23 protein-coding genes and 1 pseudogene are annotated in these 20,445 nt (G+C 52.9%); 21 read left to right on the forward strand and 3 right to left on the reverse strand.

Annotated features, from left to right (window positions below; translation table 11 throughout):
• Positions 1-39: 39 nt before the first annotated feature.
• The gene (locus KZZ06_RS18185; RefSeq protein WP_219581423.1) at positions 40-705 is read left to right on the forward strand and encodes a L,D-transpeptidase; all 666 of its coding nucleotides are present in this window, start codon (positions 40-42) and stop codon (positions 703-705) included.
• 55 nt (positions 706-760) lie between these two features.
• On the opposite strand, the gene KZZ06_RS18190 is transcribed toward KZZ06_RS18185, so the two are convergent.
• Positions 761-1,051 carry a hypothetical protein gene (locus KZZ06_RS18190; protein ID WP_219581424.1) on the reverse strand — a complete coding sequence of 97 codons (291 nt, stop codon included), beginning with the start codon at positions 1,049-1,051 and terminating at the stop codon, positions 761-763.
• A gap of 307 nt (positions 1,052-1,358) precedes the next feature.
• Here KZZ06_RS18190 and KZZ06_RS18195 point away from each other — a divergent pair, with 307 nt between their 5' ends.
• From KZZ06_RS18195 to KZZ06_RS18265, 15 genes and pseudogenes are all read left to right on the forward strand, one after another.
• A complete protein-coding gene (locus KZZ06_RS18195; RefSeq protein ID WP_219581425.1) occupies positions 1,359-1,949 on the forward strand; it encodes a L,D-transpeptidase in 591 nt (196 codons plus the stop codon).
• 76 nt (positions 1,950-2,025) lie between these two features.
• Positions 2,026-2,601 (forward strand): L,D-transpeptidase, encoded by a 576-nt coding sequence (locus KZZ06_RS18200; protein WP_219581426.1) that lies wholly within the window; start codon positions 2,026-2,028, stop codon positions 2,599-2,601.
• Positions 2,602-2,712: 111 nt separating this feature from the next.
• Positions 2,713-3,447, forward strand: a complete 735-nt coding sequence (locus KZZ06_RS18205; protein WP_257884458.1) for a DsbA family protein — start codon at positions 2,713-2,715, stop codon at positions 3,445-3,447.
• Between the two features lie 36 nt (positions 3,448-3,483).
• Positions 3,484-4,266, forward strand: coding sequence for a heavy metal translocating P-type ATPase (locus KZZ06_RS18210; RefSeq protein WP_257884459.1), 783 nt, complete (start codon positions 3,484-3,486; stop codon positions 4,264-4,266).
• 145 nt (positions 4,267-4,411) lie between these two features.
• Positions 4,412-5,368 (forward strand): IS5 family transposase, encoded by a 957-nt coding sequence (locus KZZ06_RS18215; RefSeq protein WP_219581427.1) that lies wholly within the window; start codon positions 4,412-4,414, stop codon positions 5,366-5,368.
• Between the two features lie 133 nt (positions 5,369-5,501).
• A pseudogene (locus KZZ06_RS18220) lies at positions 5,502-5,882 on the forward strand (L,D-transpeptidase); the annotation flags it as partial.
• A gap of 86 nt (positions 5,883-5,968) precedes the next feature.
• A complete protein-coding gene (locus tag KZZ06_RS18225) occupies positions 5,969-6,403 on the forward strand; it encodes a cytochrome c (RefSeq protein WP_219581428.1) in 435 nt (144 codons plus the stop codon).
• Positions 6,404-6,423: 20 nt separating this feature from the next.
• Positions 6,424-6,765 carry a copper resistance CopC family protein gene (locus KZZ06_RS18230; RefSeq protein ID WP_219581429.1) on the forward strand — a complete coding sequence of 114 codons (342 nt, stop codon included), beginning with the start codon at positions 6,424-6,426 and terminating at the stop codon, positions 6,763-6,765.
• Positions 6,766-6,767: 2 nt separating this feature from the next.
• Entirely contained in the window at positions 6,768-7,616 is an 849-nt protein-coding gene (locus KZZ06_RS18235; RefSeq protein ID WP_219581430.1) for a copper resistance D family protein, read from the forward strand.
• A gap of 7 nt (positions 7,617-7,623) precedes the next feature.
• The gene (locus tag KZZ06_RS18240) at positions 7,624-8,922 is read left to right on the forward strand and encodes a multicopper oxidase family protein (protein ID WP_219581431.1); all 1,299 of its coding nucleotides are present in this window, start codon (positions 7,624-7,626) and stop codon (positions 8,920-8,922) included.
• Positions 8,919-9,344, forward strand: coding sequence for a cytochrome c (locus KZZ06_RS18245; protein WP_219581432.1), 426 nt, complete (start codon positions 8,919-8,921; stop codon positions 9,342-9,344). The genes KZZ06_RS18240 and KZZ06_RS18245 overlap by 4 nt, the downstream gene beginning before the upstream one ends.
• Before the next feature lie 248 nt (positions 9,345-9,592).
• The gene (locus KZZ06_RS18250; RefSeq protein ID WP_219581433.1) at positions 9,593-12,100 is read left to right on the forward strand and encodes a heavy metal translocating P-type ATPase; all 2,508 of its coding nucleotides are present in this window, start codon (positions 9,593-9,595) and stop codon (positions 12,098-12,100) included.
• A 10-nt stretch (positions 12,101-12,110) separates the two neighbouring features.
• Positions 12,111-12,503 carry a Cu(I)-responsive transcriptional regulator gene (gene cueR / locus KZZ06_RS18255; protein WP_219581434.1) on the forward strand — a complete coding sequence of 131 codons (393 nt, stop codon included), beginning with the start codon at positions 12,111-12,113 and terminating at the stop codon, positions 12,501-12,503.
• A 70-nt stretch (positions 12,504-12,573) separates the two neighbouring features.
• Complete coding sequence (locus KZZ06_RS18260) at positions 12,574-13,050, forward strand: DUF305 domain-containing protein (protein ID WP_219581435.1); 477 nt, start codon at positions 12,574-12,576, stop codon at positions 13,048-13,050.
• Between the two features lie 11 nt (positions 13,051-13,061).
• A complete protein-coding gene (locus KZZ06_RS18265; protein ID WP_306664496.1) occupies positions 13,062-13,823 on the forward strand; it encodes a glutaredoxin in 762 nt (253 codons plus the stop codon).
• A 127-nt stretch (positions 13,824-13,950) separates the two neighbouring features.
• On the opposite strand, the gene KZZ06_RS18270 is transcribed toward KZZ06_RS18265, so the two are convergent.
• On the reverse strand, positions 13,951-15,327 hold the full coding sequence (locus tag KZZ06_RS18270; RefSeq protein ID WP_219581436.1) for an ATP-binding protein: 1,377 nt from the start codon (positions 15,325-15,327) through the stop codon (positions 13,951-13,953).
• Positions 15,327-16,049 (reverse strand): response regulator, encoded by a 723-nt coding sequence (locus tag KZZ06_RS18275; RefSeq protein ID WP_219581437.1) that lies wholly within the window; start codon positions 16,047-16,049, stop codon positions 15,327-15,329. Before KZZ06_RS18275 ends, KZZ06_RS18270 begins: the two co-directional genes overlap by 1 nt.
• Positions 16,050-16,220: 171 nt before the next feature.
• Between KZZ06_RS18275 and KZZ06_RS18280 the strand changes: the two genes are divergently transcribed.
• From KZZ06_RS18280 to KZZ06_RS18300, 5 genes are all read left to right on the forward strand, one after another.
• Positions 16,221-16,730, forward strand: a complete 510-nt coding sequence (locus KZZ06_RS18280) for an EF-hand domain-containing protein (RefSeq protein WP_257884462.1) — start codon at positions 16,221-16,223, stop codon at positions 16,728-16,730.
• 413 nt (positions 16,731-17,143) lie between these two features.
• The gene (locus tag KZZ06_RS18285; protein WP_219581438.1) at positions 17,144-17,821 is read left to right on the forward strand and encodes a TVP38/TMEM64 family protein; all 678 of its coding nucleotides are present in this window, start codon (positions 17,144-17,146) and stop codon (positions 17,819-17,821) included.
• A 76-nt stretch (positions 17,822-17,897) separates the two neighbouring features.
• Positions 17,898-18,605: an L-2-amino-thiazoline-4-carboxylic acid hydrolase gene (locus KZZ06_RS18290; RefSeq protein ID WP_219581439.1), complete on the forward strand. Its 708-nt coding sequence runs from the start codon at positions 17,898-17,900 to the stop codon at positions 18,603-18,605.
• Positions 18,599-19,522, forward strand: coding sequence for a prolipoprotein diacylglyceryl transferase (gene lgt, locus KZZ06_RS18295; protein ID WP_219581440.1), 924 nt, complete (start codon positions 18,599-18,601; stop codon positions 19,520-19,522). Before KZZ06_RS18290 ends, lgt begins: the two co-directional genes overlap by 7 nt.
• Before the next feature lie 398 nt (positions 19,523-19,920).
• On the forward strand, positions 19,921-20,325 hold the full coding sequence (locus KZZ06_RS18300) for a hypothetical protein (protein ID WP_219581441.1): 405 nt from the start codon (positions 19,921-19,923) through the stop codon (positions 20,323-20,325).
• Positions 20,326-20,445: the final 120 nt, after the last annotated feature.

A 20,445-nucleotide genomic window follows, 5' to 3' on the forward strand; every position in this document is an offset into this window, starting at 1 on the left:
TATGTTTTCCCATTACACTAACTAGGAGGTTACATTGTTATGTTAACCAGACGCCACTTTGTCCTTTCAACCACCGCATTGTTCTCGACGCCTATACCGCAGGCAGCATTGGCCGCTCCAACATCTGATAGATCGAAGTGGTCGGCTTGGGATGCACAAGTAACGCCAGCAAACTATGATCCTTCTACGTCCAATCCGTGGGGCTTTCACCCACGTTTTCTTCCTCAGCTCGTGCAGGCAAACGACGGCCTTACGCCGGGTGACATCCATGTCGATGCCGTCGCACGCTATATCTATCATATCCGCAACGACGGAACAGCGATGAGATATGGCGTTGCGATTGCTAAGGGCAATCTATACGAGCCAGGCACATATTTGATCCGGCGAAAAACCCAGTGGCCAACGTGGACGCCTACACCTGCGATGATCGAGCGGGAACCGTCGATTTACGGTCCTGTCGCCGACGGGGTGGATGGAGGGCCTACCAATCCGCTTGGTTCCCGGGCGCTTTACCTTTTTGTTGGCAATCGCGATACGTATTTGCGCATCCACGGCACACCCAGTCCACAATCAATTGGCGGTCGTGCAAGTTCAGGATGTGTGCGTATGGTCATGGCTCACATCAATGGGCTTTACGATCAGGTTTCCACTGGGTCCACAGCGTTCTTATATCCGCCTGAAGACAGGGTCACAGCGCAGAGCTAAGCATGCAGCCGTTCTGCACCTAATATTATCGAGATAATTCATGCCTGCGGCAGTATCAGCCAGTCACGGACACCGCTTGGGGTCTAGTACAAATTGGGTTGCCCCTTTTCGATCTCAACGGCAAGTAGATTGTCTCAACAGGACCGACATAACGATAAACGAAGCATCCGTCTGTCGGCTCTATCCGAACAGCGTTCAGATCTTGGAACGGCGCGGCTATTTCGAGAACACCTTCTGGCAGTTCTTTGATGAAACCATCATTTGTGGTTCCTGTTTGATCGTCAAGACTGGAGCAGCCTCCAAGCGCCAGTATCGCAATCCCGAAACCACTCACACCTAATTTCATTCTACTGTTCCTCTCCGTATCGTAGTGAATGGAAGGGTTAGCTCGAAATTGCATCCCCGTTAGTCATCCTTAAACTACTCATTTCGGACCAGAGCAACCTATGCAAGCCATCTTAACGCGAACGGTTCGCTACTTGCGGCGGGGTAGGGCTTAGCTTCGTAGCACCGAAACTGCAGGATGACGCAATTGCACGCCCGTCCAAAATCTCAAAATTACCGACCTCACATTTTTGTGATAAAAAATTGTTTGAACCTCCAGTGGGTGAAGGTTGTAGAAAATCGAACACGTGTAGTTCGAGGGAATTGAAATGAAGTTTGTAAAAGACACGGCTATCTCGCGGCGCGGTATCCTGCTTGGAGCAGCGGCGAGCGGCCTCACTCTGAAAGCGGGCACCGCATTTGCCCAAAACACGCCTCCGTTAGCATCACCAGCTGTACGCAGGAACTCGTCCGGTTTTGTCGTTGCTAATTGGGAGGATCACTTCGACAACCTGAAACATGGGGTCATACTCTGCGATATAGATTCCCGAGCGGTGCAGTATTGGTCCGAAGACCAAGGCATTTATAAGCTTTATCCTTCCAGTGTGCCTGAGTCCGAAGATCTTACCAAACGCGGGTACACTAGCGTGATCAAAAAAGCGGAGGGTCCAAGCTGGCGCCCAACTCCTTCAATGAAAATCCGCAATCCTGAATGGCCCGACTACTTTCCACCTGGTCCTGATAATCCTTTGGGCACGCACGCTCTCTACCTGTCATGGCAGTATTATCGCGTCCACGGGACAGGAGACACGCGGAAGATTGGCCGCCGATCGTCGAATGGATGCATCGGTCTTTACAACGAACATATCAAAGAATTGTTCGCTTTGGCCGAAGTAGGAACACAAGTGAAACTGTTTTGATTCCGCATGACTTGTTAAAGTCTGATCTCGTGTGCCAGCGCTAATTCTGTGTTCACCACCCGAAAGCCATAGCCTCATGAAACGAAGAAAATTTCTCCTTGCCGCCGGGGCTGTCAGTGCTTTGGGCAGTCAACCGGTTTCAGCTCATGTAGTGCTGCCAAAGTATGATTTGCCGCCGGAGTACTTGCCTCAAGTAGTAAGCATTCCAGCGGGCGCTGTTCCCTACGAAATTCATGTTATACCAAGCCAGTTTGCCCTGTTCTGGACCCAACCGGATAACACTGCAATTCGGTACACCGTCGGGATCGGTCGCCCGGGTCTTTATGAGGCAGGCGAATTCTATGTTGGGGCAAAGAAGGAATGGCCCAGCTGGACACCGACCCCGGGCATGTTGCGTCGTGAGCCTCAGAAATATGGGCCGTTACGGAATGGAATGCCTGGCGGTTTGAGCAACCCTCTAGGTGCGCGCGCCCTCTACCTCTTTCAACCGGGTCGCGGCGATACCTTTTTGCGTGTGCATGGCACAAATGACCCAAGTACTATCGGCCGTGCAGTCTCAAACGGGTGCGCCAGATTGGTGAACGATCAGATAGTACAATTTTATGATAAAGTCCCGCTGGACACCCGAGTGATCCTATACCCCGCAACTTAGAACACTGCCTTGGCGAGATCAGCGTGTTTCGGTAGCTTTTCAGCAGAAGAATTTCTGGGGAAGATAACTCAATCACCCCCGGATCCCCCTCAATCCTAGGAAGGATTCAAGATGTTATTAGCGCGACGCGGCCTGTCAAAAATTGTTCTTGCAACAGTAATAGCAGCATTTTCTTTCACTACTGTGGCCGCACAAGAGCTCAATGAAGCCGATATCAAGCGTCTCGCACTTGAAGCGATCTTGGAAAAACCCGAAATTCTGATCGAAGCGCTTTCAATCCTTCAGGAACGTGAAAATATAGCGCTCGCCGAAGCGCAGACTGATGCCCTGTCTGAGTTGCGCGATGATTTCGAAAAGAATGCACCGATCTTCGGGAACTTGGATGGCAGCGTCACCCTTGTCGAGTTCTTTGACTATAACTGCGGCTATTGTCGCCGCGCTGCACCAGAGGTCAAAGCGGTACTGGAGGCAAGCAAGGATGTCCGCATTATTTATCGTGAATTCCCGATCCTAGGGCCCGGTTCCGAAGTTGCGGCGCGCGCGTCACTTGCCGCGAGAAACCAAGGTAAATATCAGCAGTTTCACGAGGCAATGATGGCATTGAACGGGCAAGCCGTTGAAGCAAGCGTTATGAAAATTGCAGGCGATGTAGGTCTTGATCTCGAAGTTTTGAAAACAGACATGCAATCAGAACTCGTGAACGAACACATTGCTGCCTCTCTGCGTTTGGCAGAAGCTTTGGGTATAACTGGAACGCCGACGTTCGTATTGGGTGATGAAATAATCCCCGGTGTGATAGAGCGCGGCACCCTTCTTGAAAAGATAGCAGAACTCGTCCTTGAGTAAGAAGGGCGACGATTTTGAAATCGGACCTTATAGCCCTTGACCTTCCACCTGCTGGAACCTCTATCTCTAAAGTTATCCGGAGCAAGAGGTCTCACTATGGAAAGCGAAAAGTCACTCACGTTCGGCATAAAAGAGATGAGTTGTGCGTCCTGTGTCGGCCGTGTGGAAAAGGCATTGAGCGCGGTATCGGGCGTCTCTCAGGCGCATGTAAATCTGGCGTCTGAAACGGCCACAATAACCGCCGATGGCACGTTTGATGCTCAAAACGTGATCACCGCGCTGGACGCGGCGAGCTATCCTGCAGAACTGAAGGCCTATCGTTTCAGCATCGAAAACATGTCTTGCGCGTTGTGCGTGGGGCGGGTCGAGCGTTCGCTATCTGCGATTGCTGGCGTCGTTTCTGTTACGGTTAATCTCGCAAAGGAAGAAGCGGCAGTGCGTGTTTTGGGCGCTGCTGTATCGTCTGCGGACATTGCCGAAACTGCGAGCGCCGCGGGCTATCCAGCGACATTGGTCACCGATCCCGGAGCGACAGACGCGACAAACGATCGCAAAGTGGAAGAAGCGGCCCATCTGCGCCGGATGACACTGGTTGCTGCAGTATTCACCTTGCCGGTCTTTATCCTCGAAATGGGGAGCCACTTGATCCCGGCTCTTCACAGCTGGATCATGAATTCACTGGGGATGGGCGTCAACTGGGGCATACAATTTGTTCTGACCACCGTTGTTCTGGCTTGGCCGGGGCGACAATTCTATCTCAAGGGTTTTCCGGCGCTCTTTAAAGGCACGCCTGACATGATGTCATTGTATTCTAATTGATCAGATTAGAGCTTAAAATTATTCTTCGTTTTCAGGGGAGAGTTGTATCCTTAATTTTCAGATTGTGTCGTTAAGGAATCTCTGAAAAACCTCGGCAATGCAGCGTGAACTGATAGACTTGGATTGAGCGATCAAGGAGCGACCAATGGCCAAGCAGATTACTTTTGCCTCTCTTGCCCACGCCACCAAGAAGAAGGTGACACGGCGAGAGAAGTTCCTGGCCGTGATGGAGGCTGTGGTGCCCTGGTCACGGCTGCTGGCTTTAATTGAACCTCATTATCCGAAGATGGGCAGCAAAGGTGGGCGGCCAGTAATGCCGTTGGCAGTGATGCTGCGGATCTATTGCTTGCAGCAGTGGTGTGCGGTGAGTGATCCGATGGCCGAGGAAAGCCTCTATGACAGCGATGCCATGCGCCGTTTCGCCGGTCTGGAACTCGGCGATGACCGTATCCCTGACGAGACCACGATCCTAAACTTCCGCCACCTTCTGGAACGCCACGCGCTGCCCGAAGCTATTTTTGCTGAGGTGAACGCGCATTTAGCCGAGAATGGCATTGCGCTGCGCTCGGGCACGCTAGTCGATGCGACGATCATCGACGCGCCGTCCTCAACCAAGAACAAGGCAGGCACGCGCGACCCGGAGATGACGAGCACAAAGAAAGGCAACGACTGGTATTTCGGCATGAAAGCGCATGTGGGTGTCGATGCCGACAGTGGCATCGTTCACAGCTTGGAGACATCAACGGCCAAGGTGCACGACAGCCGGGTCTGGGACGAATTGCTGCACGGCGAAGAGACGTCTGTCTGGGCGGACAAGGCTTATGTCAACGCCGAGCGCGAGGAAGCCTTCACTGGTCCCGACAAGTTCTGGGGTGTCATGCGCAAGGCTCCCAAGGGCGACGACCTTCATCCCATCGACGAGCAGATCAACCACCTGATCGCCAAAGTCAGGTCCAAAGTCGAGCATCCGTTCCGGGTGCTGAAGCGCCAGTTCGGCTACATCAAGACCCGGTATCGTGGACTGGCAAAGAACCGGGCGCAGTTGTTCAGCTTATTCGCCCTCGGCAATCTGTATCTGGTCAGAAGGCGGCTGATGGCGTGACTGGTGGAGTCCGCCGAAAACACGGGTGGCCCGGGCAAAGCGGTAGAAAAAACCGCTAGAACCGAGGAGAAGCCGACCAAACTTGGGAAGCATCAGATCGAAACGGCTAAACAGCGACGTTGATCAGACGTTCCCTAACAACACTGCGATTCGCTACACGGTTGGGATTGGTCGGCCGGGTCTTTATGAGGCAGGTGAATTCTACGTCGGGGCAAAGAAGAAATGGCCGAGTTGGACACCAACGCCAGGTATGTTGCGGCGTGAACCCAAAAAATATGAACCGCATCGGAATGGAATGCGTGGCGGTCTGAGCAACCCATTGGGAGCGCGGGCCCTTTACCTTTTCCAACCGGGTCGTGGCGACACGTTTTTGCGTGTGCATGGTACTAATGACCCAAAAACTATCGGTCGAGCAGTCTCAAATGGGTGCGCAAGATTAGTCAACGATCAGATTGTTCAATTTTACGATAAGGTTCCATTGAACACGCGCGTCGTTCTATACCCAGCGACTTAGAAAGATTTTTGTCGATTAGCTCTTGACCTTCCACCTGCTGGAAGGTGTAGCGCCTGCACCAAGCAAACTGAAAAACTGAGGCTCCGATGAAGCGAATGATGGTTATTGCAAGTCTATTGTTGGCTGGTGGTCTGGCCTATGTGATGTGGCCTGCCGAAAATCAGGATCGGCAAACTGCGTCGATGACAACCAACGTTAGCAGTGTAATGACAGATGTTATCTTACCTGAGGTCCTTTCCGAAAACGCTCTAATCGGTAAGAGAGCCTTCGAGGCAAGTTGTGCATCATGTCATGGCACCAACGCTGCGGGACAAGAGGGTGTTGCCCCACCTCTAATACATAAAATCTATGAACCAAGCCACCACGGGGACGAGAGCTTTCAGCGCGCATCCGCGCTAGGTGTCCGAGCGCACCATTGGCGATTTGGGGACATGCCCGCGGTCGAGGGAATTACTCGCGGCGAAGTCACTTTCATCATCACGTATATCCGAGAATTGCAGCGGGCTAACGGGATCCACTAACAATCAATGAGGTAAAAGACATGAAAAGTTTTCTGCTTGCAGGCATCATCGGATTTTGGGCTACAGGTGTACTGGCTCACTCTGCTATCGATGAAACAACACCCGCCAACGAGGCCAAGCTGACAGAAGCCCCTTCCGAAATCGTTCTAAACTTTTTGCACGACATTCGGCTGACTCGCGTGAGAATGGTGCATGCTGATAATCCAGCAGTTGACCTCGACCTCAGCGCGTACAAGGGGATGGCAATCGATTTCACTGTCCCAATGCAACCTATGGGGAGTGGCAATTATTCAATCGACTGGCGCGGTCTGGGCGTTGATGGTCATGCTATGACAGGCTCGTTCAGCTTTGCAGTCGAATAGCCATGCCTGATATTTGGGGTTTTGCAGCAATCATAACGAAGTTTGCGTTGTATCTGGGTGTGTTGACGGCAGTTGGAACGGTTACAGTAGCTTTGGTGTTTCGACTGAGGCAATACAAACGGCTGGGATTGGTCTTTGCGGTGATTGGCCTTGTTGCTGCGGTTTTGTCATTTTCGCTCAGTGGGGCAAACCTGACAGGCGACGCAAGCGGCATGACTGATCCAGAAATGCTCGGGCTGCTCTGGAGCACCTCTGTTGGCACGGCGTTGTTGCTGAGAATTGTGGGAATCGGCCTGCTGGTCGTTGGCCTGTTTATGGGGCGAGGGGGACTTTGGCTCGCAAGTTTTGGTGGGCTGGTTGCTGTCTGGTCGTTTGTTCTGGTGAGCCATGTGTCTACCCGCGAAGACGTTATTCTAGATGTCCTGTTGGCAATCCATTTGCTGACGGCAGCATTTTGGATAGGCATTTTGATTCCGCTCAGACGGCTTACATTAACACCTGCGACCTGGCCTGAGGCAGCAGAATTGGGGCATCGGTTTGGCATTGTGGCCAGGATTGCGCTTCCCGCTCTCGTTATCGCGGGAGGATATATCGGCTATGTGCTTGTTGGCTCGTTTGCCGCGCTGATAGGCACCGGGTATGGGCAAGGCCTGATCTTGAAGGTGGGTCTGGTTGCCGCATTGCTTGGCTTGGGGGCTCTCAATAAACTCCGCTATATCCCAGCCTTGCAGGCGAAAGATCCGAATGCAGCGGGGCATTTGGCAAAGTCCATCTCATTTGAATGGGCCGTGATTATTACCGTGCTTGGGACCACTGCTGTTTTGACAACAAATCTGACTTTGCCGACATGAGGTTCACATGAACAGACGACAATTTCTGGCTTCGGCCTCTGCAGTTGCCCTTCTTCCGCGCGCTGTATTCGCAGGGCAAGACGCGCTGCACCTGAAGGCCGAGGCGGTCGTTCAGCAGGTCCTGCCGGAAGGGGAGGGCAAGACTGCCATGCTCGGGTTCAACGGGTCGATGCCCGGCCCCGAACTGCGGATGCGGCGCGCGCAACGGGTTGAAGTCGAGGTCGAGAACGGTTTGCAAGAAGGCACGGCGGTTCATTGGCATGGCATCCGGCTGGAGAACAAGATGGACGGCGTTCCGGTATTGACCCAAGACCTCATCAATCCCGGTACAACCAAGACCTATAGTTTCGTGCCCCCGGATGCAGGAACCTATTGGTATCACTCGCACTACATCTCGAACGAACAGGTGGCGCGGGGGATGATGGGGCCTCTGATTGTCGAAGACGATAGCCCACCTGACGTAGATCACGACATCACTGTGCTTTTGTCGGATTGGCAGATGCAGGAAGATGGCAGCCTTGTCGAAGAATATACTGACATGCACAGTGTTGCCCATGGCGGATACATGGGCAACTTTGCCCGTGGGTTCTTGTCCACGTCACGGGTTAGGGTAGGGGACCGCGTCCGTTTGCGGCTGATCAATGCTGCGACCAACCGGATTTTTCCGGTGCAAGTCAGCGGTGTGGCAGGACTTGTTGTCGCTCTCGATGGTATGGCTCTTGCCACTCCGCGCCCTCTGAATGAAATTATTCTCGCCCCCGCACAACGCGCTGATCTGATCGTAGATGTCATAGAACCAGTGGGTTTTGATATGATGACTCGTGATGGTTCATACCGTTTGGCAGATCTTGCCGCTGAAGGGGTGAACATAGACCGACAGGCTGGGCCAATATTGGCTCTCGCTTCGCCTGAACTGCCTGTGCCCGCTACGCCTACGCAACATCTGACACTCAAGATGATGGGTGGTGCCATGGGTGGCCGACATGGCGGTGACAACATTTGGGCATTCAATAATATCTCTGATCTGCACGAGGATCCGTTCGGATCCTTTGAGCGTGGTGAGACGGTCAGAATAACCATGGTGAACGATACGTCCTTCCCGCATGGCATCCATCTGCACGGGCATCATTTCTACGAAGTCGATGCTGATGACACCTTGGGTGACCTGCGCGACACAACACTGGTGAATGCGGGCGAAAGCCGCGATATCATCTGCGTTTTCGATAATCCGGGCAACTGGCTGTTGCATTGCCACATGCTCAGTCATGCCATTGGCGGGATGCGCACATGGGTGGCTGTCGCATGAAATGGTTTGTCGCGTTCCTGCATCTCCTTGCTACCGCAGCTGTGGCTGATCATGAATTGGACAATCGCGATATTCCTGCGGGTCGCGTTTTATACGCCGAAAACTGCGCTGCCTGTCATGGCGCAGACTTGGAAGGACAGCCCGATTGGCGGTCGCAGGGTGAGGATGGCGTTCTGCCTGCCCCACCTCACGACGCTTCAGGGCATACCTGGCATCACGATAACGCAATGTTGTTCGACTACACAAAGCTCGGAGGGAAAGCTGCATTGGCCGCTATGGGTGTCGCTGAATTCAACAGTGGAATGCCTGGATTTGAAGGCGTGATTTCAGATGACGAGATCTGGAACATCCTTGCCTACATTCGATCAACTTGGCCCGAGCGAGCGCGTGAAGTTCAAGCGAGCAGGAACCAAGCCCACTGATGGCACACGCACGCACTGTGCAAGGCATAGAAGCCCGGCTGTGAGCATCATCAGCCTAAGCTCTCTTGCCGTTCATTTGTTCCTGCCTGCGTGGTTGCAGACACAGTTGGAGGCTTAGGTCCTTGGGTGATCTGGACGCTATGAGAGAGTTTGCCGACATTGATGAATGGAGACTATTAAAACAAGCCTTGACCTTCCAGTAGGTGGAAGCCCTAAGTAGAGATGATACCAGAGTAGGGGTCCCGACGATGAACAGCGAAAATTCTATTACTTTTAACGTCCACAATATGAGTTGCGCCTCTTGTGTTGGTCGGGTTGAAAAGGCTTTGCTGGCAATCCCGGATGTGGCCCAGGCAAGTGTTAATCTTGCTGCTGAAACTGCAACCGTCGTGGTCGACGATAAGTTTGATATGACCCAGATCGCGACAGCCCTCGATGCTGCTGGATACCCCGCAGAGCCCACCAGCTATCGGTTCGCCATTGAAAACATGTCATGCGCGTCTTGCGTCGGGCGTGTCGAACGTGCGCTTGCAGCGGTTCCCGGTGTTGTGACAGCGTCGGTAAATCTGCCACGCGAAGAGGCGACAGTTGAGGTCCTCGGCATCGAACCGATGTTGATTGCACAGGCCGCTGCCGCCGCTGGCTATCCAGCAAGCTTGATCAGGAACCAAGGCAGTGCGGATGTGACGGCAGAACGTAAGGCTGCAGAAGCCTCGCATCTCAAGAACATGACGCTGCTTGCCGCCGTGCTCACGCTGCCTGTGTTCGTCCTGGAAATGGGAAGCCATCTGATCCCTGCATTGCATAACTGGGTGATGAACTCGCTCGGTATGGGGGTCAATTGGAGCATCCAGTTTGTCCTAACCACCATTGTGTTGATCTGGCCGGGGCGACACTTCTATCTCAAAGGCTTCCCTGCGCTTTTCAAAGGCGCTCCTGACATGAATTCATTGGTCGCTTTGGGGTCGTCCGCTGCGTGGGGTTTCTCCACGGTCGCACTCTTTTTGCCATCGCTGTTACCGGCGGGCACGCGGGTTGTCTATTTTGAGGCGGCAGCCGTCATTGTCACACTGATTTTGCTAGGTCGTTTTCTTGAGGCGCGCGCGAAGGGCCGCACAGGGCAGGCGATTGCCAAACTTGTTGGGCTAAAAGCGAAGACTGCTCATGTTGAGCGGGACGGTCAACTGATCGAGCTGCCCGTAGATGACATCGTGGTCGGTGATCTGGTTCAGGTTCGGCCCGGTGAAAAAATTGCTCTCGACGGCATAGTCGTCAAAGGCGCGTCTTACGTGGATGAAAGCATGATCACGGGCGAGCCTGTGCCAGTTGAGAAAATAGACGGAGCTGAAGTTGTAGGCGGCACCGTCAACGGGACGGGTGCGCTGACTTTTCGAGCCACCAAAGTTGGTGCCGATACGATGCTGGCGCAGATCATTCGTATGGTTGAGGAAGCTCAGGGGGCGAAGCTGCCTATTCAGGATCTAGTCAACCGCATCACGCTTTGGTTTGTGCCGGCGGTGATGGCAATCGCCGTTATAACTTTTGTCGCATGGTTGCTGGTTGGTCCTGATCCTGCACTCAGCTTCGCGTTGGTGGCGGCAGTAGCGGTGCTTATTATCGCTTGCCCCTGCGCGATGGGGCTGGCAACGCCGACATCTATCATGGTGGGTACGGGGCGCGCTGCTGAGTTGGGGGTCCTTTTTCGGCGTGGCGATGCATTGCAGTCGTTGAATGATGTGCAAACGGTCGCGTTGGATAAGACTGGCACGCTCACACAAGGTCGCCCGGAACTGACCGATTTGACTGTGACGAAAGGGTTTGTGGAGTACGATGCTTTGCGACTGATAGCGTCGGTCGAGGCCACCTCGGAGCATCCTATCGCGGAGGCAATCGTGCGGTTTGCTGAGCAAAGAGGGCTAACTTTAGCACCTGTTGACGAATTTCGCTCTATTACGGGGTATGGGGTGAGCGCCGAAGCCGAGGGTCACAAAATTCTTGTCGGAGCAGATCGCTTCATGCTCCGCGAAGGCATTGCACTGGATGAAGTAGATGGCGTTGGAACACGGTTGGGGCAGGCCGGAAAGACGCCTCTCTATGCTGCGATTGATGGGCAGTTGGCGGCGATCATCGCTGTATCTGACCCGATCAAACCCAGCACTGCACAGGCAATTTCGGCTTTGCACGGTCTCGGCCTGAAAGTAGCGATGATTACGGGCGACAATCAGGCCACGGCAGATGCAATTGCGGCGCAACTAGACATTGATACGGTGGTAGCTGAAGTCTTGCCAGAAGGCAAAGTAGCGGCCTTGCAACAGCTACAATCAGGCGGCCGAAAGGTAGCATTTGTGGGAGATGGTATAAACGATGCGCCCGCTTTAGCGCATGCGGATGTCGGGGTAGCCATTGGCACTGGCACTGATGTCGCAATCGAAGCGGCAGATGTTGTTTTAATGTCGGGTGATCTGAACGGAGTGGTGAACGCTCTGCACATCAGCCAGCGCACAATGCGTAATATTCATCAGAACCTGTTTTGGGCGTTTGGCTACAACGCCTTGCTGATCCCGGTTGCCGCGGGCGTATTTTATCCGGTGTTCGGCTTAATGCTATCTCCTGCACTTGCTGCCGGTGCCATGGCATTGTCGAGCGTTTTCGTCCTATCCAACGCGCTGCGTCTACGCTGGATAGCGCCGGCAATCTCGGAGGGCCGATCAATCAAAATGGACAGTAGCAGACTTGTGCCCGCTGCAGCAGAGTAGGAGAAATTCGATGAATATTGGCGAAGTTTCAGACAAATCAGGCCTGCCTCCTAAAACCATCCGTTATTACGAGGATATCGGCTTGGTTAAACCCCTGCGCGGCCCCAATGGCTATCGCAGTTTCCGCGAGAGTGACATGCACAAATTGGCGTTTTTAGGGCGATCTCGGGCGTTGGGTTTTACCATTGAGGATTGCCGAAATCTGTTGGCACTTTGGGATGACCAAGACCGCGCCAGCGCTGATGTACGCGCAATTGCGCGGGAGCATCTCGAGCAGATTGAAAGCAAAATAGCGGACCTGAATTCGATCCGGGCTACTTTGTCACACTTGGTTCGTGAGTGCGCAGGCGATCATAGACCCGATTGTCCAATTCTAAAGAAGTTGGGTAATTTTTCCAAATAGGTTGGGAACCCTCCAGCGCTGGAAGCTTGTTTAGTTTTTAATACCTGAAACTTAAATAGGAATCCAATTCATGTCATACTGGCGCTTCTTTGCAATGATCATCACATCAACCATCGTAATGCTTGGCTTGATGTACCTAAACACTTACGCGCTGGACCATGTATTTTTCAGTGAGACCAGAACCTACATGGCAATTTACATGGGCGCGGTCATGGCAATCATCATGCTGGCCTTCATGTTGGGAATGTACTCCAATAAAACGGCCAACATTTCTATCTTTGTGGGCAGCGCGCTTGTTTTCGCAATATCGCTCTATCTGGTACGCAGCCAGTCGACGATTGATGACACGTCTTGGATGAGTGCGATGATACCGCACCACTCGATCGCGATCCTCACCAGTGAACGCGCCAATATCACCGACCCCCGTGTGCGTAAGTTGGCTGATGATATCATCGAGGCGCAGCGTCTTGAGATTGCAGAAATGAAGGCGCTGATCATCGATTTGAACGGCGGTCCTGCCGCAACTCCTGAAATTGACGGTAAATAAGGAGAATTCTGATGGCACTCGATCAAACTAAGACAAAGGCCAAGCTGTACCGGATGGTGATGGATGCTCATACATGTCCGTACGGTCTAAAATCAAAAGACCTTTTAGAGCGTCAGGGGTTTGAGGTCGAGGATCACCACCTCGAGACACGCGAGCAGACTGATGCGTTCATGGACAAGCATGGGGTTGAATTGACGCCGCAAACCTTCATAGACGGAGAGCGTGTTGGAGGGTATGACGCTCTGCGCGTTCATTTCGGTCTAGACAAGCCCGAAGATGAGCGTTCGGACACAACTTACCAGCCAGTGATCACGATTTTTGCCGTGGCTTTTCTGATGGCGCTTGGTTTGTCGTGGTACAGTTTTGAAACCATCCTCACGGTTAGGGCGTTCGAATGGTTCATCTCGATCTCGATGTGCTTGCTGGCTGTTCAAAAATTACAAAATATCGAGACCTTCTCGACGATGTTTCTTAACTATGATCTGCTGGCGCAGCGTTGGGTACCTTATGGTAAAATTTACCCTTTTGGAGAAGCATTTGCTGGTATCCTTATGACTGCTGGCGCGCTTACGTGGCTTTCGGCACCCGTGGCAATTGTGATTGGCGGCATCGGCGCGGTGTCAGTCATAAAGGCGGTCTACGTTGATAAACGTGAATTGAAATGTGCCTGTGTTGGCGGAGACAGCAGCGTACCATTGGGTTTCATCTCATTGACGGAAAATTTGATGATGTTGAGCATGGGTATCTGGATGCTTGCAAAGCTCTTCATGTAAATTTTAAGGTTAACCTGATCAAGAATTCTCAATCGGTGGGCGGAGGAACCTACCTACTTCTTTGCCCCACCCACACAAGCCCAAGTGAGGACGACTGAACCCATAATCGCGCCTGTATTTGAGTAATTTACTCTATTGGGAGTTTCATGGTTGCCATGAGGCCGGCTGCGGGGCGATTTGACAGACTGACATCCCCACCATGGGCACGCGCGATGGTGCGTGCGATAGACAGGCCAAGACCTGTACCGCCGGTTTCTCGCGAGCGTGACCTTTCAAGGCGGAAAAACGGCGCAAACACTTTTTCCAGATCAGTTTCCGGAATACCAGGTCCGTTGTCAGAGACCGCGACAAAAGCATGCTCTGCATAGTGGTGGTACGTGACATGCGCGGTTTCGCCGTATCGCCGGGCATTCTCGATAAGGTTGCGCAAGGCACGCCGTACAGATTGAGGACGAATGCGGACCGTTACTTTTTCGCCTTCTTCTAGTGTGAAGCTGTCCAACATGTCTGACTGGAGGCACGCAAGATAGGCACCCAAATCTACCGCCTCATAGTTTTCTGCGGTCGCCATTCCCTTAGCAAAGGCAAGCGTTTCATCCACCATACCCTGCATTTCTTCGACAGAGGTGATTACCCTCTCTCGCGTCTCGTCATCATCGATCATTTCTGCCCTGATACGCAAAGCCGTGAGAGGAGACCGAAGGTCATGGCCAAGAGCCGCCAAGAGCTGCGTTCGATCTGCAATAAAAAGACCTAGTCTTTCCTGCATACGATTATACGTCCGCGTAAGGTTTCTCACTTCACTGGGGCCCATCTCTGGCAGGGGTTCTACATTTTCACCTCGCCCAAGTCGGTCCGCTGCTTGAGAAATCTGTAAAAGAGGCCTGATCAATCGTGAGAGCAAGAACCAGCATGCAACTATAAGGATAAGCGCCGCGGTCATACCGAAACTGACGAACGAATACCAAGGCCATTGCAGGGGTGGGCGCTCAAACCGTGTAGCTACATTCAGCCATTGTTCACCAGTCAGCGAAATTGAAAGCTGCATTTCGATCGCGGACAGCTTTCCGCGCATCATCGCCTGATGCATTTGGGTCATTTCGGGACCCATATGAGGCATAGGAAGAATACCCTGATCAGCTTCGTGCAGTTCCACACGAATTTCACGTTGGCTTGACTGACCAAGAAGGCTGCGCACGCGTTCTTCGACGGCTCCGTTATCGGCATGTGTTTCATGATCAACGGCTGGAGATTTTGAAAGGTCAAATCTTACAAGTGGAGAATTTGCAGCCCGCAGAATTGCCGGTTGCAAGCTTATCGGCGCTTCCTCGATCAAGCGGGCGACATTGGCTGCCCGGCTCGCGGCCTCAAAACCAAGGGCCGCGCGAACGGCAAGGCTGCGCTCGTCTACAAACAACCAAAGGCTCAACGCTTGAGCTAAAACAAGAGCTGCGATGACCAAAAGCACCAGCTGTACGCGCAGACTGTCCAGCCAACGCAGCATCAGCCCAACTCCGTCACATCTGCCACCAAACAATAGCCGCCACCACGGACCGTCGTGATGAGATGTGGTCGCGCTGGATCAGGTTCGATTTTGCGACGCAGCCTGCTAATTTGATTGTCGATAGTCCGGTCAAAGACTGAAGCCGCCTTGCTTGCCGTTAGATCAAGCAATTGATCACGGTTCAGAACAAGCCGAGGGCGCTCAAGCAGGACAGTGAGCAATTTGAACTCTGCTCTGCTCAGATCCACTTTCTGACCGGTCTCATCTGTAAGCAACTGACTGTCGGTATCCAAAACCCAATGCGCAAATGCGATGCGGCGGCCAGACAAAGTACCCGCAATGTGTTCAGAGCGTGAGACGCGACGTAGAATTGCTTTGATCCTGGCGATCAATTCGCGCGGGTTGAACGGCTTTGATAGATAGTCGTCCGCACCTATTTCCAAGCCAACGATGCGGTCTGTCTCTTCATCAAGTGCGGTCAGCATCAAGATCGGGATCGAACCATTGGCAGACAGACGGCGGCATACAGATAGTCCGTCCTCGCCCGGCATCATGACGTCGAGAACGATCAGATCGAATTGCCCTTTGGAAAGTTTTTCATCCATCTCACTTGCGTCACGCGCCGAGGTGGCACGCATACCGTTCTTTTCCAGATATCGCGTAACCGCATCGCGAATTTCGCGGTGATCATCGACCACAAGTATATGAGGCTGTTCCGTCATATTGCCCTCTTTATCCTACACTTGAGACGCTTTGCTCGAGAGATTTGTCACAGGGTGTAACAGTCTGATGCGTTGCGACACAGTGATACAATGCCTCGCTTCACAGACCTTTCACCGGGACATAAAACTATCACATGAAGTGTATCGTAAACAAAACATGAGGAAACAGAAATGACCCGTAAAACAATTATCGCAGCAGCAGTTCTGGCAGTAACCGCATTCGGAGGGGCCGCTTTTGCCCAGTCCAATCATGGTCATGGCAACAAGGCAGGCAAAATAAACACCCAAGGAATGATGATGCAAGGCGGCGGCATGATGGGCGATATGTCTGAAATGCAGGGCATGATGCAGCGCATGCATGAGAACATGACGCAAATGATGGATGCTGATGGTGATGGGACCGTTACACCCGAAGAAATGCGCGCGATGATGCAGGCGAAGTTGACAGAAAATGACGCTGACGGATCCGGAAGCCTTTCCATCGAAGAGTTTGAAACCCTTCACAGCGCAATGATGCGCAATATGATGGTGGACCGGTTTCAGCATCTTGATGCAGATGGCGACGGCGCGGTGACACCCGAGGAAATGATGGCTCCTGCGGCGATGATGGAACGCATGCAAAAAATGCAAGGCGGGTCTATGATGCCGGGCGGGCAATCTGACGACGGCGAAAAGGACTAACGCTCTTAGACCAAGCTGGAGTTTCCGGGCGTCGGCTGGTGGGTCGACGCCCACCTCGTTTCCGACGCGTCATTGGATTGTGCAGCAACATCTTGCCAACACCGGCTACCTGTTCAGAAGATTCAAGCTGTAGCAGCGCAAACACGTCTTGACCCTCCCGTAGGTGGAAGCGCTAAAGCAAAAGTAACGCGGATTTCCACTCGTTCAATTTTGAAGGTCGAGCTTGATGTTATGTAGCAGCACTCGATATCAATCACCCAGTTTGAAGATTGACTGTGTCGCAACCGAAGACGATGTACGCACCAATTGCATACGTAGTTTCTGTCTCTCTATTCCAGAGAGATGGTTGCCACCTCCAGAAACCGCTTGGCAGTCTTTCTGTGGAACCCGTTGAGGTGCCTTCGGTGACGCGCATGCGCTCCAATGGATGGAAGGTGAGGACTACCATTGTCGTGGTGGGTATCCTTGCCATCGCAGCGATATTCATCGATCCTCTCTCAGAAATTGTTGGTGCGTTAAAGAGTGACAGCATTTCTGAATGGGTGAACGCCGCTGGTGTATGGGGGCCAATTCTCATTATTGGTCTGATGGCAGCAGCGATTGTTGCTACGCCAATTCCAAGCGCTCCGATCGCACTTGCTGCTGGTGCGGCGTACGGCCACACACTTGGTACGATATACATCGTCATAGGGGCAGAGCTTGGCGCGCTGATCGCCTTCGGGCTAGCAAGGTTTTTGGGCCGTGATATTCTTGTCCGGTGGGTAGGTGGTAAGCTTGATGCGGGGTTACTTGGATCGCAGAACCTCCTAACGTTCACGGTATTCGCAAGCCGCCTGTTGCCGTTCATTTCCTTCGATATTGTGAGCTATGCTGCCGGATTGAGCCGTCTGCATGTCTGGCGATTTGCGGTAGCCACGCTCGCGGGCATTATCCCGGCCAGCTTTATTCTAGCCCATTTCGGCAATGAAGCCGTTAGTGGACAATCAGATCGCGCCGTCTGGGCTGCGATAGGGCTGGGCGCTTTGACGCTGGTGCCTCTGATTATAGTGGCGGTAAGGGACCGTCGCAGAAAGCAGCTGTCCTATGACTGACCGCCAAACGACCTTCGGACCCACACCCTTGGGATGGAGGGCGGTGCGGTGGATTTTTTTGAGAGACGTTCGACGCATGAGCCGTCGGCATCTGACCTATCGGACGCTGCAATTGACCCAGGGTGATACAGTGCGCTGGTTGTCCGACGACATTGGTCGCTTTCTTAAGACGCTAGAGCGTGAAACTGCGGAAATGAGAGCAAATGCTGAACTGTCACAAATTCCAAATGTCGGCAGTCGCCTGATGGTGGAACTAGCGATCTATACCGTCGCCGCCGACGCAGCGCTGCGGGCGCAGGGGGTTGCGGCGGCATCTGCACATTCTGTTATGGCTGACATCGGGTGGGATCTGTATCGCCGCATGCTGGTTCTGTCATCGCTGCCATCACGAATGATCAGCCGTGATCCGGGGCGCAGGCTTCGGTGGACTCTCGGCGGGTTGTTGATCTTCCCCTTTCGTCCAGTCGGCGCGCCAGGCTATGATGCTCAAGTTTTTCGCAAGGGCGAAGTTATCCACACACATTTCACGCATTGCCCGCCACAGACATTCGCGCGCGCTGCCGCTGTACGCCGCAAAGATCCTGAACTGCTTGAGGCATTTCGGCAAAGCTGGTGCCGCTATGATACGCCGGGTGCAGACATTATCGCCGCCGATGGTAAGCGGGGGCACTACCAAAGGCCACAAACTCTATCGGCCGGAGACCCTGTTTGCGACATGTGTTGGAAAGCACGCGGATCAAAACAGCTTCCTAAATCTGATAGGAAGGAAGACAAGCAATGCTGACTGCCGCCATTCCTTTCCCTGATATCGGCACCGAACTCTTTGCAATTGAGTTTGGCAGTTTTCGCTTCGCCCTGCGTTGGTACGCGCTCGCCTATATCGTAGGCCTGCTCATTGGCTGGCGTATTTGCTTGCTGACAATCAAGCGATCTGAAGTCTGGACCGAATACGGCCCGCCGCTGACCCGTAATCAAATTGAGGATCTACTCACGTGGATCATCCTCGGCGTGATACTTGGGGGTCGCCTGGGTTTCGTCCTGTTCTACCAGCCGCAATACTACCTACAAAACCCACTTGAAATTCTGATGGTTTGGCAAGGCGGCATGTCGTTTCACGGCGGCTTCACTGGTGTGGTAATAGCTGGTTTTCTATACTGTGCTCGACACAAGAAACCAGTCCTCAGTACCGCAGACCTGCTGGCACTGGCTACACCGCCGGGTTTGTTCCTTGGGCGTCTTGCCAATTTCACGAACAATGAGCTCTGGGGGCGTCCCACTGACGTTCCTTGGGCAGTCGTTTTTCCCGGCCAAACTGCGCAAACTTGCTTGGGTGTCGCGGACTTGTGCGCTCGTCATCCTTCGCAACTCTATGAAGCAATACTTGAAGGCCTCGTTCTGGGTACTTTGTTGCTGGTACTTGCGTGGCGACGCGGCTGGCTGCAAATGCCGGGCGCCCTGACCGGGGTATTCTTGGTGGGCTATGGCGTGTCACGAAGTTTCGTTGAGTTTTTTAGGCAGCCGGATATGCAATTTGTGACCGATTTGAACCCTATTGGACATGCGCTTCATTTCGGGAGTTGGGGGGTGACGATGGGACAGGTGCTTTCGATGCCGATGATCGGGGTTGGTTTGGCGATGATGATGTGGGCATTTCGAAGTTCGAGAAGGCCCTCGGAAACTGATTCGAAAGCGATTACTTGACGAGCCAACTTCGTCGAACCTGTGGATATTGGGTGAGTATGATTGGAACGGTCGCACCAAATTTCAGGGAGGGCTGGGGGCATTGCAGAAATTATTGAGTGCATTATCGCCAGTGGAGTTCTATCCCATTTCTGGTGAAAGTTGGACTTTAGGATTGTCGTGCGTGGATAGGAGAATGTCACATGATTGTTTTTACGTTGCCTGAAGTGGTCGTGATGGGTCTCTTGGCCGGTGTTCTAGCCGCAATTCTTTGGGCCATGTTGTGAGGCTATTACCATGCTCGATTCATTATTAGAGATGCACAATGCGCGGCAATTAGCGCAGGTCACGAAAAAAGTCGCAAACCTTCCAGCGCAGGACGCGTTGACAGGCCAGAATAAATTGTTCAGGGTGCCCTAATGAAAGTTAAAAACACCATATTCGCGTGGCTGAAGGTATTTACATGCCTTTTGTTTGCTGTTGCGTTGGTGTTCTCTGCTCCGTCTGCATCGCATGCAGCGTCGGGAATGCATGGCCAAAGCCATGCGATGGCCGCTGACTCAGGTCCAAAAGTTGACGATCACACGCATCAGCAAATGTCGCTTATGACACAGCATGATGGGTCAGCGGTTACGTCCAAGGTGGCCGATGAAAAACAATCTTACGGTGATTGTTGCAGCGGTATTTGCGTTTCCGTCGCTCTTACATACACGGATGCCGTTTTTGTCGAGCAAACAGCGACCGAAGTTTATCTAATACTTCATGGCCAGATGAACTCGATTGATTCTTCGAGCTTTCTGCGACCTCCCCAATACTTGATCTGATCCAAGGCTCTTAGGGGAGCCTTCGTTTCGCGTGCGTTAGTGCGTGAGCCCGAAGTCCATCAGTCAGGTACTACTCATGAAAATTCAACTACTCTTGGGGGCATCAGCCCTCACACTTGG

This window comes from Sulfitobacter sp. CW3 (assembly GCF_019392245.1).
Classification (GTDB): Bacteria; Pseudomonadota; Alphaproteobacteria; order Rhodobacterales; family Rhodobacteraceae; genus Sulfitobacter.

Bases quoted from the DNA above. Each gene is read 5' to 3' on its own strand.
- KZZ06_RS18185 (WP_219581423.1), top strand. From the start codon at position 40: ATGTTAACCAGACGCCACTTTGTCCTTTCAACCACCGCATTGTTCTCG.
- KZZ06_RS18190 (WP_219581424.1), bottom strand. From the start codon at position 1,051: ATGAAATTAGGTGTGAGTGGTTTCGGGATTGCGATACTGGCGCTTGGA.
- KZZ06_RS18195 (WP_219581425.1), top strand. From the start codon at position 1,359: ATGAAGTTTGTAAAAGACACGGCTATCTCGCGGCGCGGTATCCTGCTT.
- KZZ06_RS18200 (WP_219581426.1), top strand. From the start codon at position 2,026: ATGAAACGAAGAAAATTTCTCCTTGCCGCCGGGGCTGTCAGTGCTTTG.
- KZZ06_RS18205 (WP_257884458.1), top strand. From the start codon at position 2,713: ATGTTATTAGCGCGACGCGGCCTGTCAAAAATTGTTCTTGCAACAGTA.
- KZZ06_RS18215 (WP_219581427.1), top strand. From the start codon at position 4,412: ATGGCCAAGCAGATTACTTTTGCCTCTCTTGCCCACGCCACCAAGAAG.
- KZZ06_RS18225 (WP_219581428.1), top strand. From the start codon at position 5,969: ATGAAGCGAATGATGGTTATTGCAAGTCTATTGTTGGCTGGTGGTCTG.
- KZZ06_RS18230 (WP_219581429.1), top strand. From the start codon at position 6,424: ATGAAAAGTTTTCTGCTTGCAGGCATCATCGGATTTTGGGCTACAGGT.
- KZZ06_RS18235 (WP_219581430.1), top strand. From the start codon at position 6,768: ATGCCTGATATTTGGGGTTTTGCAGCAATCATAACGAAGTTTGCGTTG.
- KZZ06_RS18240 (WP_219581431.1), top strand. From the start codon at position 7,624: ATGAACAGACGACAATTTCTGGCTTCGGCCTCTGCAGTTGCCCTTCTT.
- KZZ06_RS18245 (WP_219581432.1), top strand. From the start codon at position 8,919: ATGAAATGGTTTGTCGCGTTCCTGCATCTCCTTGCTACCGCAGCTGTG.
- KZZ06_RS18250 (WP_219581433.1), top strand. From the start codon at position 9,593: ATGAACAGCGAAAATTCTATTACTTTTAACGTCCACAATATGAGTTGC.
- cueR (WP_219581434.1), top strand. From the start codon at position 12,111: ATGAATATTGGCGAAGTTTCAGACAAATCAGGCCTGCCTCCTAAAACC.
- KZZ06_RS18260 (WP_219581435.1), top strand. From the start codon at position 12,574: ATGTCATACTGGCGCTTCTTTGCAATGATCATCACATCAACCATCGTA.
- KZZ06_RS18265 (WP_306664496.1), top strand. From the start codon at position 13,062: ATGGCACTCGATCAAACTAAGACAAAGGCCAAGCTGTACCGGATGGTG.
- KZZ06_RS18270 (WP_219581436.1), bottom strand. From the start codon at position 15,327: ATGCTGCGTTGGCTGGACAGTCTGCGCGTACAGCTGGTGCTTTTGGTC.
- KZZ06_RS18275 (WP_219581437.1), bottom strand. From the start codon at position 16,049: ATGACGGAACAGCCTCATATACTTGTGGTCGATGATCACCGCGAAATT.
- KZZ06_RS18280 (WP_257884462.1), top strand. From the start codon at position 16,221: ATGACCCGTAAAACAATTATCGCAGCAGCAGTTCTGGCAGTAACCGCA.
- KZZ06_RS18285 (WP_219581438.1), top strand. From the start codon at position 17,144: ATGCGCTCCAATGGATGGAAGGTGAGGACTACCATTGTCGTGGTGGGT.
- KZZ06_RS18290 (WP_219581439.1), top strand. From the start codon at position 17,898: ATGAGCCGTCGGCATCTGACCTATCGGACGCTGCAATTGACCCAGGGT.
- lgt (WP_219581440.1), top strand. From the start codon at position 18,599: ATGCTGACTGCCGCCATTCCTTTCCCTGATATCGGCACCGAACTCTTT.
- KZZ06_RS18300 (WP_219581441.1), top strand. From the start codon at position 19,921: ATGAAAGTTAAAAACACCATATTCGCGTGGCTGAAGGTATTTACATGC.